At 57.3% G+C, this 15,620-nt stretch carries 14 protein-coding genes, 3 tRNA genes and 1 other RNA gene; 4 read left to right on the top strand and 14 right to left on the bottom strand.

What is annotated here, in order from left to right; all coding sequences use genetic code 11:
* Nucleotides 1-11: 11 nt before the first annotated feature.
* From AC6I8E_RS05455 to zitB, 3 genes are read left to right on the top strand one after another with little or no spacing between them, the layout of a single operon-like run.
* Nucleotides 12-593, top strand: a complete 582-nt coding sequence (locus AC6I8E_RS05455; RefSeq protein WP_033782354.1) for a response regulator transcription factor — start codon at nt 12-14, stop codon at nt 591-593.
* Nucleotides 575-3,661, top strand: a complete 3,087-nt coding sequence (locus tag AC6I8E_RS05450) for a hybrid sensor histidine kinase/response regulator (RefSeq protein WP_497824505.1) — start codon at nt 575-577, stop codon at nt 3,659-3,661. The genes AC6I8E_RS05455 and AC6I8E_RS05450 overlap by 19 nt, the downstream gene beginning before the upstream one ends.
* Nucleotides 3,639-4,634, top strand: coding sequence for a CDF family zinc transporter ZitB (gene zitB, locus AC6I8E_RS05445; protein ID WP_497824504.1), 996 nt, complete (start codon nt 3,639-3,641; stop codon nt 4,632-4,634). Before AC6I8E_RS05450 ends, zitB begins: the two co-directional genes overlap by 23 nt.
* On the opposite strand, the gene pnuC is transcribed toward zitB, so the two are convergent.
* From pnuC to AC6I8E_RS05430, 3 genes are all read right to left on the bottom strand, one after another.
* A complete protein-coding gene (gene pnuC / locus AC6I8E_RS05440; RefSeq protein ID WP_013357161.1) occupies nt 4,628-5,350 on the bottom strand; it encodes a nicotinamide riboside transporter PnuC in 723 nt (240 codons plus the stop codon). The genes zitB and pnuC overlap by 7 nt on opposite strands.
* Before the next feature lie 23 nt (nt 5,351-5,373).
* Nucleotides 5,374-6,435: a quinolinate synthase NadA gene (gene nadA / locus AC6I8E_RS05435; RefSeq protein ID WP_013357160.1), complete on the bottom strand. Its 1,062-nt coding sequence runs from the start codon at nt 6,433-6,435 to the stop codon at nt 5,374-5,376.
* Nucleotides 6,436-6,561: 126 nt separating this feature from the next.
* A complete protein-coding gene (locus AC6I8E_RS05430; protein ID WP_033782350.1) occupies nt 6,562-7,095 on the bottom strand; it encodes a methylated-DNA--[protein]-cysteine S-methyltransferase in 534 nt (177 codons plus the stop codon).
* A gap of 158 nt (nt 7,096-7,253) precedes the next feature.
* Here AC6I8E_RS05430 and AC6I8E_RS05425 point away from each other — a divergent pair, with 158 nt between their 5' ends.
* Nucleotides 7,254-8,729, top strand: coding sequence for an AlkA N-terminal domain-containing protein (locus AC6I8E_RS05425; RefSeq protein ID WP_147788519.1), 1,476 nt, complete (start codon nt 7,254-7,256; stop codon nt 8,727-8,729).
* A 399-nt stretch (nt 8,730-9,128) separates the two neighbouring features.
* Here AC6I8E_RS05425 and AC6I8E_RS05420 read toward each other — a convergent pair.
* From AC6I8E_RS05420 to ybgC, 11 genes are all read right to left on the bottom strand, one after another.
* Nucleotides 9,129-9,262, bottom strand: a non-coding RNA gene (locus AC6I8E_RS05420) — RtT sRNA.
* Between the two features lie 43 nt (nt 9,263-9,305).
* A tRNA-Lys gene (locus tag AC6I8E_RS05415) sits at nt 9,306-9,381 on the bottom strand.
* 46 nt (nt 9,382-9,427) lie between these two features.
* A tRNA-Lys gene (locus AC6I8E_RS05410) sits at nt 9,428-9,503 on the bottom strand.
* A 69-nt stretch (nt 9,504-9,572) separates the two neighbouring features.
* Nucleotides 9,573-9,648 (bottom strand) — tRNA-Lys (locus AC6I8E_RS05405).
* A gap of 164 nt (nt 9,649-9,812) precedes the next feature.
* Nucleotides 9,813-10,607, bottom strand: coding sequence for a cell division protein CpoB (cpoB, locus tag AC6I8E_RS05400; protein ID WP_033782347.1), 795 nt, complete (start codon nt 10,605-10,607; stop codon nt 9,813-9,815).
* 9 nt (nt 10,608-10,616) lie between these two features.
* Nucleotides 10,617-11,144: a peptidoglycan-associated lipoprotein Pal gene (gene pal / locus AC6I8E_RS05395; RefSeq protein ID WP_003853135.1), complete on the bottom strand. Its 528-nt coding sequence runs from the start codon at nt 11,142-11,144 to the stop codon at nt 10,617-10,619.
* A gap of 51 nt (nt 11,145-11,195) precedes the next feature.
* Nucleotides 11,196-12,491: a Tol-Pal system beta propeller repeat protein TolB gene (gene tolB / locus AC6I8E_RS05390; protein ID WP_013357155.1), complete on the bottom strand. Its 1,296-nt coding sequence runs from the start codon at nt 12,489-12,491 to the stop codon at nt 11,196-11,198.
* A gap of 115 nt (nt 12,492-12,606) precedes the next feature.
* A complete protein-coding gene (gene tolA, locus AC6I8E_RS05385) occupies nt 12,607-13,932 on the bottom strand; it encodes a cell envelope integrity protein TolA (RefSeq protein ID WP_013357154.1) in 1,326 nt (441 codons plus the stop codon).
* 27 nt (nt 13,933-13,959) lie between these two features.
* Nucleotides 13,960-14,388: a colicin uptake protein TolR gene (tolR, locus tag AC6I8E_RS05380; RefSeq protein WP_013357153.1), complete on the bottom strand. Its 429-nt coding sequence runs from the start codon at nt 14,386-14,388 to the stop codon at nt 13,960-13,962.
* A gap of 13 nt (nt 14,389-14,401) precedes the next feature.
* Entirely contained in the window at nt 14,402-15,088 is a 687-nt protein-coding gene (gene tolQ / locus AC6I8E_RS05375; RefSeq protein ID WP_003853142.1) for a Tol-Pal system protein TolQ, read from the bottom strand.
* Nucleotides 15,085-15,489 (bottom strand): tol-pal system-associated acyl-CoA thioesterase, encoded by a 405-nt coding sequence (gene ybgC / locus AC6I8E_RS05370; protein ID WP_010260759.1) that lies wholly within the window; start codon nt 15,487-15,489, stop codon nt 15,085-15,087. The genes tolQ and ybgC overlap by 4 nt, the downstream gene beginning before the upstream one ends.
* Between the last annotated feature and the right edge of the window lie 131 nt (nt 15,490-15,620).

Below are 15,620 nucleotides of genomic sequence, written 5' to 3'. Positions count from 1 at the left end.
GGAAATCCTTCATGGCCGTTTTGCTTTTGATTGACGATCATCCGCTGGTTGAAGTGGCACTTGAAGCTGCCCTGAGCCAGTCGCCCATACCCGTTAAGCTGCTTTCTGCCAGCAGTGAAAAAGCCGCCCGCCCCTTACTTGAGGAGCAACCGGACATTATTGTGCTGGATATCGGCCTGCCGGACAGCGATGGGCTGGAGTTCCTGCGTCGCCTGAAGATCCATCGTCCTGATTGCCCGGTCCTTATCTACTCTGCGCAGCAGACCCGCCACTATATGCGTCGCGCTCAGGCGCTGGGTGCCGCCGGTTACGTGGTAAAGAGTCAGCGCATGACGCAGTTGCTCAGCGCCATCCTGGCGGTGCTGGGCGGTCAGACGGCCTTTCCGGAGATGGATGATGAGCCTGAACTGCCGCTGACCCAGAAGGAGCGTCAGATTCTGGCACTGCTGGCCAGTGGGTTATCCAATCTGCAAATCGCGGCTCAGCTGCACATCAGTAACAAAACGGTCAGTACCCATAAAAAGAACATTCTGGAAAAAACCGGTGCCCGATCAGTGGTGGAACTGGCTGACCTGTGGAAAGCCCAGCAGTGAGAATTATTCTGCTGATCCTGCTGTTCTGGTGCGGCTCCGCGCTGGCTGATGTGCGTCCGGTGAGCAGCGTGAATCTGCCGATGATGCTGCCGGTGACCCATGCGGAAACCATGCAGGGCAGGATCCTGCGCGTCGGCCTGCTGGAAGAGAACCACGCACCCTGGGCGATGCGTATCGGCAATGACCTCTATGGTATCAACGCCGACTATCTTTCCGCGCTGCGACAGCTGACCGGCGCGCAGTTCACGCTCAATCTCTACAGCGATCAACCGCACCTGATGCAGGCGCTCAGCAGCGGCCAAATCGATTTTGCGCTGGGCATGTGGAGTGCCCCGCTGCCACCCGGCACCCTGAGCAGCGAAAACTGGTTAAGCAGTCCGCTGCGGGTTTATCGCAATCAGCAAAACCAGCGTGCCGTAATGTTCAACAGCCAGAATGCCTCGCTTGCAATCAGCGACAGCACCCTGGCTCAGCTGCCATCTGCGCTGGCGGCCCGTCACAGCTGGCGACGCTACAGCAGCGATCTTCAGGCGCTCTATACCCTGCTTAATCAGCAGAATGACTATGTGGTGGCGGATGAGACCAGCGCCGGCTTTCTGCTGAGCCAGCTGCAACAGGGCCAGATTTATCAGATCGCCTCCCACATCGAGGCCGGCCAGCTCAACCTGCGCGCGGTGGCGCGCGATCCTCAGCTTATCAGCTGGATAAATCAGAGCCTGCGTCAGCTGCCTGCAGAACTGATGAACACGCTACAGGCGCGCTGGAGCAGCAGCCTGCCGCGCTATCAGGATACGCAGACCCTGATGCTCAGCCCCGCTGAGCGCGCCTGGATTGCCGATCATCCGCGTATTACCTACACCGCCGAACCGGACAACTATCCCTGGAGTTATCGCGATGCCAGCGGAACCGCCCGGGGCTATGGCGTCGACCTGCTGAAAGCGATTGCGCAGAGCACCGGATTAGCGTTTGAGCCGGTGTGGGTCAGTAATCCCCGCCAGGCCAGCACGCTGATTCAGCAAAAGCAGGCGATGCTGCAGCTGATGCAGCCGCTGAATGGCGATGCGATGCAGAGCACGTCGCTGCCGGTGTGGCGCGCGCTGTGGGGCATCTACAGCGTCCAGTCCGATACGCTGGCACACTGGCGCGACCTGCGCGGCAAGCGGATCGGCGTGTTGCAGGATGACCTGGCGCTGCGTCTGCTGCCTGCGGATCTGCAGCCACAGCTGTTTGCCGACCGTAATAGCCTCTATGACGCGCTGGCAAAGGGGCAGATCGATGCGCTGGTCGATAACGTGCTCTCCGCCCGCTGGCGTATCGCCAGCCGCGATGATGCCCGTATTCACCTCGCCTTTGCCGCCAGCGACATCGCCTGGCCGATTGCACTCGGCGTCACACCGGACCAGCCAGCGCTGCGCACCCTGCTGGATCGCGCGCTGCAGCAGATTCCGGCCGATACCCAGAGCCAGATGCGTGATAGCTGGTCAACGCCGCCGCAGCCCGGCAGCGTGATGGTGATGCGTTCGCTGCCGATGGTGGTGCTGGCAGTAGCCGGTGCAGCCATTGTGCTGCTGCTGTTACTGCTGGCGCGCCGCTACTGGCAGCAGCGCCGGGAACGTCAGCAGCGTGAGCAGGCGGAACATGCCAATGCGATGAAAAGCCAGTTCCTGGCGACCGTCAGTCATGAACTGCGCACGCCGATGCAGGCGATCCTGGGTCTGCTGGAGCTGGAGAAACAACAGCACAGTAGCCAGAATCTTTCGCTGCTGCACAGCAGCGCACAATCGCTGCTGACTCTGCTGAATGACCTGCAGGATCATGCGCGCATCGAGAGCAACAGTTTTACCCTGGCACCACGTCCGCTGGCGCTGGCGCAGTGGCTCAATCAACAGCAGCATTTTTATCATCCGTTGATGCGCACTGACGGCCCGCGTCTGATCGTCGAGGCGCTGACGCCGCTGCCTGACACCGTGCTGATCGATGCCGACCGCCTGCAGCAGGTGGTTAATAACCTGATGACCAATGCGCTGAAATTTACCCGTCACGGCGCGATTCGTCTGACCCTGGCCGCAGAGCAGCAGCTGGTTCTGACGGTGAGCGACAGCGGCAGCGGGATTCCGCCGGAGGAACAGCAGAAGCTGTTTGATCCGTGGTATCAGGCGCCGTCCGGAAAATCCGTTTCGGTGCAGGGCAGCGGGCTGGGACTGTTTATCTGCCGCGAAATGGTGTTGCGGATGGGCGGCGACATCCGGCTCACCTCTGAACCTGGTCACGGCACTCAGGTCACCGTAACGCTGCCGCTGGAGATCTGCGCGCCGCTAAGCCATGCGGATGAGACGTCCCTGCCCGGCTTTCCTCATCTTAGGGTGGCGATTGTCGATGACCATCCAGCCAATCTGCTGGTGATGCAGCAGCAGCTGGTGCGCTTTGCGATTCAGGCTGACACCTTCGAACAGGGACGCGCGCTGCTGCAGGCTGACGCAAAGCAGCCTTATGATCTATTGTTTATCGACCAGATGATGCCGCGCCCTGACGGTACGCTGCTGCTGCGGATATTGCGTCGGCGTGACCGCCAGCGTGGACGTCAGGCGATGCGGGTGCTCTGCTCGGCTGACGCGCAGCTTCTGTCACGACCGCCTGAGGCGGGCGAGCGGGTGCTGATTAAACCGGTGCAGTTAGCCGATCTCAGCGCGCTGCTGGCAGAGTGGCAGCAGGCGTGGCAGGAAGATCCGCTGGCGACACTGGATGACAATCTGTGGCAGCTGGCGCAGCAGAATGACAAATTCCTCAGCCGTCTGAGCCAGACGCTACACAGTACAGTGACACAGGACCTGGCTGTGATGCGTGAGGCACACGAACGCGCAGACTGGACGCAGTTCGCCGAAGCAGCACACCGGATGAAAGGAAGCTGCCTGCTGGCAGGGCTGGAGCATGGCGCGCAGCTCAGCCAGCAGCTGACGGAGCAGGTTAAACAGCATCAGGATACGTCTGAGACGTGGCAATTACTGATATTATTCGTAAACAGGTTACTGAAAAAACTGGAAACTTATGGCACATACCCACACTCATAGCGGGCAGGATAGTAATCGCACGCGTCTGGCGGCCGCCTTCGGGGTGACCGTCGTCTTCATGGTTGCTGAAGTGATTGGCGGCTGGCTCTCGGGTTCACTGGCGCTGCTGGCGGACGCAGGGCATATGCTGACCGACGCCGCCGCGCTGCTGATGGCCTTGCTGGCGGTGCAGTTCTCGCGCCGTAAACCTAATGCACGTCACACCTTTGGCCTGCTGCGCCTGACTACGCTGGCCGCATTTGTTAACGCCATCGCACTGCTGGGCATTACCGCGCTCATCGTCTGGGAAGCGGTGCGCCGCTTTGCCGACCCTCAGCCGGTCACGGGCGGCCTGATGCTGGGGATCGCAGTTGGCGGCCTGCTGGCCAATATTCTGTCGTTCTGGCTGCTGCACCACGGCAGCGGAGAGAAGAATCTCAACGTGCGTGCCGCCGCGCTGCATGTCATGGGTGACCTGCTGGGTTCGGTGGGCGCGATTGTGGCAGCGGTAATCATCCTGCTGACCGGCTGGACGCCTATCGACCCGATTCTGTCATTGCTGGTGTCGCTGCTGGTGTTGCGCAGCGCCTGGGCGCTGCTGCGTGAAAGTCTGCAGGAGTTACTGGAAGGGGCACCGCATTCACTGGATGTGAACCGGCTGATACGGGATCTGACGCTGAACATCGCCGAAGTGCGCAATGTTCACCATGTGCATTTGTGGCAGGTCGGCGAAAAGCCGCTGCTGACACTGCATGCGCAGGTGATCCCGCCTTACGATCACGATGCGCTGCTGCATCGTATTCACGACTACCTGCGCCAGAACTACCAGATTGAGCATGCGACGGTGCAGATGGAGTATCAGCCCTGTGCCGGAGCCGAGTGTGAACTCGGCTTAAGCAGCGCGGCTGCCTCCGGCCATGATCACAGTCATTCTCACGACCATGATCATGATCATGACCCTGCTCACGCTAAAGGCGAAGCACACACTCACTGAGCCGACAGCGCGCGGGAACCCTGTTGCCGCGCGCTGCGGATCCACATACGCGATCCGTTCAGCGCAATCAGTGTCAGGATCACATACTCCAGCGACATCGCATAGACGCCCTGACGGGCGAAAATCATCACGCTAATCACGTTGATGATGACCCACAGCAGCCAGTTCTCAACATATTTGCGCGTCATCAGCACCATCGCCGCAATCGACAACACCATCATGCAGGAATCCCAGAACGGGAAGGCATCCGGCTGCAACGCGGGCATCGCCACCGATAGGCCAATACCGTTCATCAGCGTCACCGCTGCACGGGTTAACAGCGCAAACACCGGGTCGATATAAAGCGTCATCAGCGCAATGGCGATCACGCAACCCGCCGCCCAGGCGAGCGCTTTGGGCAGTGGCAGCCAGCGGATTTTCAGCTCGGCCTGATGATCGGCGGTCTGACGGCTCCAGGCGTACCAGCCATAGATATTGGCGGCAAAGAAGAAGAGCTGCAGCAGAAGGCTGGCATAGAGCTGGATTTGAAAGAAGATCACCGCAAACAGCGTCACGTTGATCAGACCGAACGGATAGTTGATGATTTTTTCCAGGCTGGCAAACCAGATACAGAGTAAGCCCGCCAGCGTGCCGATGGCCTCAATCCATGAGAGATCGTAGCCTCCGGCACCCAGAGGAATGTGAACCAGAATATTATGTGTGCTGAAGAAGTCCATGCTGAGCACCTGTCCGGGAACGCTTAGGCGTTGCCCTTCACGTTGAGTTTAAGTTCCGCTGCAAAGGATAGCATGCGATTTAGCGGCAGTAACGCCGCCTCTCGCAGCGTCTCATCCACCTGAATCTCATGTTCCGCGCCGCCCGTCTCCAGCGCTTCTGCGATAGCTTTAAGGCCGTTCATCGCCATCCACGGACAGTGAGCGCAGCTGCGGCAGGTTGCGCCCTCGCCCGCGGTCGGCGCTTCCAGCAGCTCTTTATCCGGCACCATTTGCTGCATTTTGTAGAAGATGCCGCGATCGGTCGCCACAATCATCTGTGGATGTGGCAGGGATTTCGCCGCCTGAATCAGCTGGCTGGTCGAGCCGACCGCGTCCGCCAGATCGACAATGGCCTGTGGCGACTCCGGGTGCACCAGCACCGCCGCGTCGGGATAGAGCGCTTTCATACGCTGCAGCGCCTGGGTTTTAAACTCGTCATGCACAATGCAGGCGCCCTGCCAGCACAGCACATCCGCGCCCGACTTCTGAGTGACGTAGCGGCCCAGATGACGATCCGGCGCCCAGATAATCTTTTCGCCCAGGCTGTCGAGATGCTCAATCAGCTCAACCGCAATGCTGGAGGTCACTACCCAGTCGGCCCGCGCTTTGACTGCCGCTGAGGTATTGGCATAGACCACGACGGTGCGATCGGGATGGGCATCACAGAAGGCGTTAAACTCTTCAATCGGGCAGCCGAGATCCAGTGAGCACTCCGCCTGCAGCGTCGGCATCAGCACGGTTTTTTCAGGGCTGAGGATTTTGGCGGTTTCGCCCATAAAGCGCACGCCTGCCACCAGCAGTGTGGTGGCGGAATGATTACTGCCGAAACGCGCCATCTCCAGCGAGTCGGAGACGCAGCCGCCGGTCTCTTCCGCCAGCGCCTGGATTTCCGGATCGGTGTAGTAGTGCGCCACCATCACCGCGTTACGCGCCTTCAGCAGCGCTTTGATTTTCTCACGGTAAAACGCCTTCTCGTCATCACTCAGGCGGGCAGGTTTAGGCGGAAAAGGGTAAACGGCGCTTTCAGGATCGAACATCACACTCATGACACAGCTCTCGTTTTATCTAATTAACGAAAATAGCCAGTAAAGGCGAATAATGGCGTTCAATCCACCATCGTGTTTTATATGCTAAACACGATAGCGGAAAAGCCAGACTGTGTCGTGGGATTTTTAGTCCGCCTGTATCACTAACTGGACCGGCTCTGAAGCTGCTTTATCGATAAGCGACTGCGGCGCTTCCAGCGCCAGCAGGAAAGCTTTAATGTCCAGCCCGCCTGCAAAGCCGGTCAGCTTGCCGTTAGCGCCAATCACGCGGTGGCATGGCGCAACAATGGAGAGTGGATTACGACCATTGGCCGCGCCGACCGCCCGTACTGCCTGCGGATGACCGATCTCTCTGGCAATCTGACTGTAGCTGCGCGTTTCACCAAATGGAATCGCCACCAGCGCCTGCCAGACTTTTTTCTGAAAGTCGGTGCCGACCATGTCGAGTGGCAGCTCAAAGCAGCGACGCTCACCGGTAAAGTATTCGCTGAGCTGACGCTCAGTTTCGATCAGAATGGGATGATCGTCATTGCGCGTCTGCGGCAAAAATCGGGTGCGCTTCGGATCGTCGTTTTCCCACAAGATGCCCGCCAGGCCACTGTCGCTGGCGACCAGTTTCAGTTCACCTACCGGGGTAGCTATCGGTTTGAAGTAGTACATGGTGATTCTCCCGTCACGGTTCCGTCATCCAGTATCGCACTTTTTTTCCCCCTGACTGGCTGTTTCCGGTCATGGAGTTAAACTGTTTTGCTGTCCGAAAACAGCCAGTCTGACGGATCCAGCCGGTATAGGCTGTCCCTATTTGCCGGAGAAATGCCATGCTCGATCCCGAAATTGCCTACCAGGCGCTGACCTCTCGTGATACCCGCTTTGACGGCGTTTTCTTTGTGGGTGTGACGTCAACCGGTATCTATTGCCGTCCGGTCTGCCCGGTTAAAGCACCCATGCAGAAGAACTGCCTTTTCTTCAGCAGCGCTGAGGCGGCGGAAAAAGCGCGCTTTCGCCCCTGCCTGCGCTGTCGGCCAGAACTGGCACCCGGCAATGCGCCGGTTGATCAGCCGCATCGCGTCGCAGAGCGGCTGATTCAGCGTATCGAGGAAGGCATGCTGGAGGAGCGCGAAGGCCTGGAAGCAATTGCTGCGGAATTCGGCCTCAGCCTGCGTCAGCTGCGCCGTATCGTGCAGCATGAACTCGGCGTTTCGCCGCTGGAGCTGAAGCAGACGCGGCGAATGCTGCTGGCAAAACAGCTGCTGACAGAAACACAACTGCCTGTCATAGAGGTCGCCTACGCCAGCGGTTTCAGCAGCCTGCGCCGGTTTAATGATGTTTTCCAGGCGCGCTACCGCATGACGCCGAGCGCGCTGCGCCGGGATGACACTGGCACTAAGCGTGCGCAGCCCGGCGACCGCGTGACGCTGCGGCTGACCTATCGCCCCCCCTATGACTGGGCGGCGATGCTCTGGTTTTTGCAGACGCACCTGATGAAGGAGGTCGAAGCGGTGGAAGATGGCAGCTGGCGACGCACTGTGGCGCTGGGTCGCTGCCGGGGCTGGGTCAGCGTTTCCCATCTGCCGCAGAAGAACGCATTGCAGGTGACGCTCTCAACGTCCCTGACGCCAGTGCTGCCTCTGCTGCTGCGCCGTCTGCGTGACCTGTTCGATCTCGATGCGCAGCCACAGCGTATCGCCGCCTGCCTGGCCCAGGATCCGCTGCTGGCACCCAGCCTGATCGCACATCCCGGTCTGCGCGTGCCCGGCGCATTCGACGCCTTTGAGCTGGGCGTGCGCGCCATTATCGGCCAGCAGGTAACCGTCAAAGCGGCCACCACGGTCAGCAGCCGTTTTGCCGCCGCCTTTGGTGAGCCCTGCGAGACGCCTTTTGCCGATCTCACCCGTTATACCGCGCTTCCTGAACGCATCGCCGGACTGACGGTGGACGATGTCGCACCGATGGGCATTGTCAGCGCCGCGCGCTCCCGCGCCATCATCGCCTTTGCCAGCGCCTGCGCCAGCGGTGACCTGCGTCTCAGCGCCGCTCAGCAGCCTGACGAGGTGATAAAAAAGCTGGTCAGCCTGCCGGGCATTGGTCCCTGGACTGCGCACTATATCGCGATGCGCGCCCTGCGCTGGCCGGATGCCTTTCCCAAGGAAGATATCGCCATCCGTAACAACCTGGGCGGCATGTCATCCAGAGAAGCGGAAGCGCGTTCGCAATCCTGGCGTCCCTGGCGCAGCTATGCGGTGATGCATATCTGGGAGAGCCTGGCAGTGGCGAAGGTGAAGAAAAAGGCGTGAGGATGAGTACAGGGCAACTCTCCCCGCAAAGCAAAAGCAAAGCGAGCAGTTAATACGCTCAGAAGAAGAAAGCGTCCTGCGCAATTATCGCCAGCAGCGCTTTTAGATGGCTGAGAAAGCTAAATCAGCTTTAATCCTCCAGCAACAATTAAGCCCGATGCGCAGGGAACACGGTCAGAGGAGGAAAGCGTCCCGCGCCAGGACGGCGCGGGCCGAGCGTGTCATGGATGACGGCTTTTGCGTCTTTCCGATCTGACCGTGTTCTCTGCGCAGGCTGGATCTCTCAGCGAACTGCGCCAGACTTTGCCCACTACCTCAAACGCCAGTGGCTTTATACATTTAACGTGAGCCAGATACCGCAGAAACGAAAAAAGCGCCCAAAGGGCGCTTCTTTCTAATTGGTGGGTCGTGCAGGATTGCCTCGGCCCTTCCAGGGCCTCGCCCTCCGGGTGATGCTGAAGCATCAGCCTGAATCGCCGGGCGATTCAGTCGAACTTGCTGCAGGTTCTCACCCTGCACGGTGAATACCGTGCTCTGAAAACGAAAAAAGCGCCTTAAAGGCGCTTCTTTCTTAATTGGTGGGTCGTGCAGGATTCGAACCTGCGACCAATTGATTAAAAGTCAACTGCTCTACCAACTGAGCTAACGACCCGCTGGAGGCTTACAACCGTTCAGCGCGCCAGGCGGCTGAGATAAGATGGTGGGTCGTGCAGGATTCGAACCTGCGACCAATTGATTAAAAGTCAACTGCTCTACCAACTGAGCTAACGACCCATCTTAGGTTGTGAAGCAATGCTGAAGTGTTCTTCTTAAAACTGCGCGGTAAAGCGCGTCTGAAGGAGATGGTGGGTCGTGCAGGATTCGAACCTGCGACCAATTGATTAAAAGTCAACTGCTCTACCAACTGAGCTAACGACCCATCTTCAGGCTTACCAGACACTTTGCAATGTGTCCCGGCAACGGCGGCATATATTACTGATTTAGCGGGGTAGCGCAACTCTTATTTCTGCTAAATGCTTCAGTTGCTTACCTTTCATACGGCAAGACCAGAAATCACACGATATCTGGTCTGAACCGGACAAATTACAGGCTTGCCAGACGTTTCTGCGCCTGTTTAGCAGATTCGGTGTCTGGATAAAGTTTGATCACCTGCTGGAAGACCGCTTTGGCTTTCGCCGTGTCTTTCTTCTCCTGCATGATGACACCCACTTTCAGCAACGCTTCTGCAGCTTTCGGCGACTTCGGATAGTTCTTCACCACCGTAGCGTAATAATACGCCGCGTCGTCCTTTTTGCCTTTGTTGTAGTTCAGCTGACCCAGCCAGTAATTCGCATTCGGCTGATAGGTCGAATCCGGGTAACGTTTTACCCACGCCTGAAGCGCACTGATCGCCTGGTCATACTGTTTCTTCTCCAGAATCAGCGCCACAGCCGCATTGTAATCGCTGTTAGCGTCACCGGTCTGAGCAGGTGCGCTCTCCGTGGATGCTGCCGCGCCTGCGGTGGCTGCTGCGCCGGTATCTGCTGCGGCATCGCTGCCGGCTGCCTGTTGCCCGCCGCTGCTGCTGGCGCTGCTCAGGCTGTCAATCTGCTGGTAAAGCTGCTTCTGCCGCTCAACCACCTGATTCAACTGATACGAGTTTTGCTGGATTTGCCCACGCAGCGCATCGATATCACGCTGGTTATCGCTCATCTGCTGCTGCAGTTGCTGCATCAGCTGTGCCTGGGCATTAGAGATTCGTTCAAGAGTGGTGACACGGTCTTCGACCGAGCCGGAGCCAACGCTACTGATTGACGCTTGGGCATTAGCGGCCCAGGGGGCCGCTACGCCAATCAGTAACGACAGACTCAACAGATGACGTCTGAAGTTACTAACCATGTGATTCTCTTAGTAGACCAGTACGGCACGACGGTTTTTAGAATACGCTGCTTCGTCATGACCCAGAACGGCTGGCTTCTCTTTACCGTAAGAAACGATAGACATCTGATCAGCCGACACGCCTTTACCCTGCAGGTACATTTTAACGGCGTTAGCACGACGTTCGCCCAGGGCGATGTTGTATTCTGGCGTACCGCGCTCATCCGCGTGACCTTCGATGGTCACTTTGTATGATGGGTTGCTGCGCAGGAAGGTCGCGTGCTGATCCAGCATCTGTGCGTAATCAGACTGAACGTCATACTTGTCCAGGCCGAAGTACACGATGTTGTTCTGCTGCAGCTGCTGCATCTGCAGACGAGCTTGCTCGTCAGAAGACATGTTGCCGCCGTTACCGTTCATGCCAGAGTTAGCACCGTAAGCGCCATCAGCGCCCATGCCAGTCTGGTCATTGTTGTTGTTTTTGTGTGAGCTACAAGCCGCTACTGCCAGAACCGGCAGAGCCAGCATCAAACCCTTCAGCACTTTGTTCAGTTGCATTTCAAAAATCCCATTATTGTTTATTGTTTGCGATGTCTGAACTGTCAGACATTACAGATACGGCGACCAGGCAGGAAATTTGACCTGTCCATCAGTTGCCGGAAGACGCGCTTTGAAACGACCGTCGGTTGAAACCAACTGCAGCACGGAACCCATCCCCTGAGTAGAGCTATAGATTACCATTGTGCCGTTTGGTGCCAGGCTCGGCGTTTCATCCAGGAACGTGTCCGTTAACGTTTGAACGGCTCCCGTTTCCAGATCCTGTTTGGCGACGTGTTGAGCACCACCGCTGGTGCTAATCATCACCATAGATTTACCATCTGTTGCGACATCCGCATCCTGGTTCTGACCACCTTCCCAGGTAATACGCTGTGGCGTGCCGCCATTCAGACCAACTTTATAGATCTGAGGGGCACCCGCCTGATCCGAGGTATAAGCCAGCGTCTGGCTGTCCGGGAACCAGGTCGGTTCAGTGCTGTTATAGCGACCATCTGTCACCTGACGCGTCTGACCTGACGCCAGATCCATCACATAGAGGTTCAGGCTGCCGGTTTTAGAGAGCGCGAAAGCGAGCTTAGAGCCATCTGGCGAAAACGCAGGTGCACCGTTATGACGTGGATAAGAGGCGACCTGACGGATAGCACCGTTAGACAGCGTCTGAACCACCAGCGCAGATTTGCCGCTTTCAAAGGTCACGTAGGCAACTTTGCTGCCATCCGGAGACCAGGCTGGCGACATCAGTGGCTGTGGTGAACGATGTACCACGAACTGGTTGTAACCATCGTAGTCAGCCACGCGCAGCTCATACGGGAACTGACCGCCATTGGTCTGCACGACATAGGCGATGCGGGTACGGAAAGCACCTTTAATGCCGGTCAGCTTCTGGAACGTCTCATCACTGGCCGTGTGGGCAGCATAACGCAGCCACTGTTTAGTCACTTTATACGAGTTCTGTGCCAGTACGGTACCTGGCGCACCGCCGGTATCAACCAGCTGGTAAGAAACCTGATAGCTGCCATCCGGGTTAGAAGCGACCTGACCGACGACAACGGCATCAATGCCGAGCGCGCTCCAGGCGGCAGGCTGAACTTCCTGCGCGCTGGCAGGCTGCTGTGGCAGACGCGAGCGGTCCAGTGGATTAAATTTGCCACTGTTACGCAGGTCAGCCGCTACGATGCCGCCGACATCTTCCGGCGCAGCACCCGCACCCGCCCATTTAAACGGCACCACGCCAATCGGGCGCGCAGTGTTGACACCCTGGGTGATCTCAATTCGAACTTCTGCATGCAGCATGGCTGCCCACAGCAGGATAAAAAAGCCTAACGTAACGCGAAGAGCTTGCTTCATTTTATCTCCCTTATCTGAACCTCAGTCCACGATAATTGGCACTGTTCCTGGAAACCACGAGTACAACTTAAGTACGGCAAGCTAAACATAGAACAACTTGCCGCCCGTTACTGCATTATTGCGGTTTAAAACGCATTGGGGCGTTTTTAAACACTTCGTAGACCGCCTGCGAAGGCGGCTTCGGAATGCGTGCCTGTTTAGCGGCAGCAATCGCGGCCTGACAGAGCGCAGGATCGCCACCCTCTGACTTAACATCGATTAACAAGCCATCAGGCGCAAGTTTAATCCGCAAATCACAGGTTTTTCCGCGATACAGATCGGCATCGTAGAATCGGCTCTGAATCGCACTGACAACCTGCCCCATATAGGAGTTGATTTCCGCGCCTGATGCGCCCGCTTTCTTCTGGTTTCCCTGCCCTGCTGCGCCACCGGAAGTGCCGCTTTTCGGTGCATTTTTGCCGGAAGCGAGTCCGCCCAGTAAATCATCGACATCGCTGCCATTGGCGGCATCCGCTGCAGCTTTCGCTTTCGCATCTGCTTTGGCCTTAGCAGCAGCATCCGCTTTTGCTTTGGCTGCCGCATCGGCTTTGGCTTTTGCCGCAGCATCGGCTTTCGCCTTTGCAGCCGCTTCTGCCTTCTCTTTAGCCGCTTCTTTAGCGGCCTCAGCTTTCTCTTTCGCCGCTTCTGCAGCTTTCTCTTTCGCTGCCTCAGCTGCTTTTTCTTTGGCTTCAGCGGCTTTTTCTTTCGCCTCTTCGGCCGCTTTAGCTTTTGCCTCCGCCGCCGCTTTCACTTTGGCTTCGGCTGCCGCTTTTGCATCCGCTTCAGACTTTGCTTTGGCTTCCGCAACAGCTTTCTCTTTTGCGGCGGCCGCCGCGGCGGCTTTCGCCTGCTGATCAGCCTGCTTCTTTGCGTCGGCTGCGGCCTGCTTCGCCTGCTCGGCGGCGGCTTTTGCCTGTGCATCCGCCTGGGCTTTCGCATCCGCTTTCGCTTTGGCTGCCGCCGCTTCAGCGGTTTTTTGTTGCTCCTGAGCCTGTTTAGCAGCATCGATAGCCGCTTTCTGCTGCTCAGCCTGCTGTTTAGCCTCTTCTTTCGCGGTTTCCTGCGCGGCTAAACGCTCTTTCTCCAGCGCTTTCAAACGCTGCTGTTCAGCAGCCTGTTTCTGTTGCAGCTCTTCAGCCTGCTGCTGCGCCTGCTTTTTACGCTGCTGCTCAGCCCGCTGGCTGTCGCTCTGCTGGTTCTGCTGACGATTGTATTGACTCACGACGGCACCCGGATCGACCATCACTGCATCGATATCGCTGCCTCCGCCACCCGCACTGCTGGGGTCAACGTGCTCATTAAACGAGCTCCAAATCAGCAGCGCGATCAGCACGATATGCAGAATCACCGAAATGATTATCGCGCGCTTTAACTTCTCGTTTTGCTCGGTTGCCTTCGACACACTCGGTTCCCAAAAAACGGTTCGATTTTAAATCGGCTGCGTCATCAAACCGACAGATTTAACACCCGCCTGGTGCAGCAGGTTGAGCGCTTTAATAATTTCATCGTAAGGCACCTCTTTCGCGCCCCCGATCAAAAAGACCGTCTTAGGATTCGCTTCCAGTCGACGCTGCGCTTCGCTGATCACCTGCTCAGGCGGGAGTTGGTCCATGCGGTCGTGATCCACGACCAGGCTGTACTGCCCCACGCCCGCGACTTCAACAATTACCGGCGGATTATCATCGCTGGAAACCGTTTTAGAGTCGGTCGCATCAGGCAGATCCACTTCCACGCTCTGGGTAATAATGGGTGCCGTTGCCATGAAGATCAGCAACAGCACCAGCAGGACGTCCAGTAGCGGAACGATGTTGATTTCCGACTTCAGGTCGCGGCTTTTGCGACCACGTACTCTGGCCATCATTAACCTCTATTTACTTAGCGCTATCGCTGGAGAAAGCCTGGCGATGCAGGATGGCAGTGAACTCTTCCATAAAGTTGTCGTAGCCCTGCTCCAGTTTGTTCACGCGCTGGTTCAGACGGTTGTACGCCATAACCGCCGGAATCGCGGCAAACAGACCGATAGCGGTCGCAATCAGTGCTTCAGCGATACCCGGTGCCACCATCTGCAGCGTCGCCTGCTTCACCGCGCCCAGCGCGATAAAGGCGTGCATAATTCCCCAGACGGTACCGAACAGCCCGATGTAAGGACTGATAGAGCCGACGGTGCCGAGGAATGGAATGTGGTTTTCCAGTGCTTCCAGCTCACGGTTCATTGAGATGCGCATAGCACGACTCGCCCCGTCAATGACCGCTTCCGGCGCATGATTATTGGCGCGATGCAGGCGGGCAAATTCTTTGAAGCCGGAATAGAAAATCTGCTCCGAGCCGCCCAGTTCTTCCCGGCGCTCCTGGCTCTCCTGATACAGGCGCGAGAGTTCGATACCGGACCAGAATTTGTCTTCAAACGCCTCCGCTTCTCTTCCCGCCGCATTCAGAATACGTGTGCGCTGAATAATGATGGCCCAGGAGGCAATAGAAAAGCCGATCAAAATCAACATGATAAGTTTGACCAGAAGGCTCGCCTTCAGGAACAAATCAAGAATGTTCATGTCAGTCACTGCTTGAACTCCGCGACAATAGACTTGGGAAGCGCAATCGGCTTCATCAGATGTGGGTTAATGCAGGCAATCAGGACTTCTGCCTCATTGAGCACTTTGCCTTCAGTATTCACGATACGCTGCGTGAACGTCATGGTTGCCCGTGTCATTGAGGTGACCTCACTCTGGATCTCCAGAAGGTCATCAAGACGCGCCGCCGCCAGATAGTCCACCGATATGCGCCGTACCACAAAAGCGATCTGCTGTTCTAACAGCGTCTGCTGATTGAAATGGTGCTGTCGCAACATTTCGGTACGTGCTCGTTCATAAAAAGCGATATAGCTGGCGTGATAAACCACACCACCGGCATCAGTATCTTCGTAGTAGACCCGAACCGGCCAGCGAAACAGCGTTGTACTCACTCTACATCCCGGCCTCGTTTTAAACGTTGCTACTATACGCAAGAGAATTGGGGTTGGGAATGGGTCGCCAGAGCCAGGCGAAAATAATTATCGCTCCGTAACAAACGGAACGATTTCAGAGAGATTTATTG

This window comes from Pantoea sp. X-Soil-YNGN-785 (assembly GCF_059730585.1).
Note: the sequence above shows the minus strand (reverse complement) of the source record. Positions and strands in the feature narration are given on the sequence as shown.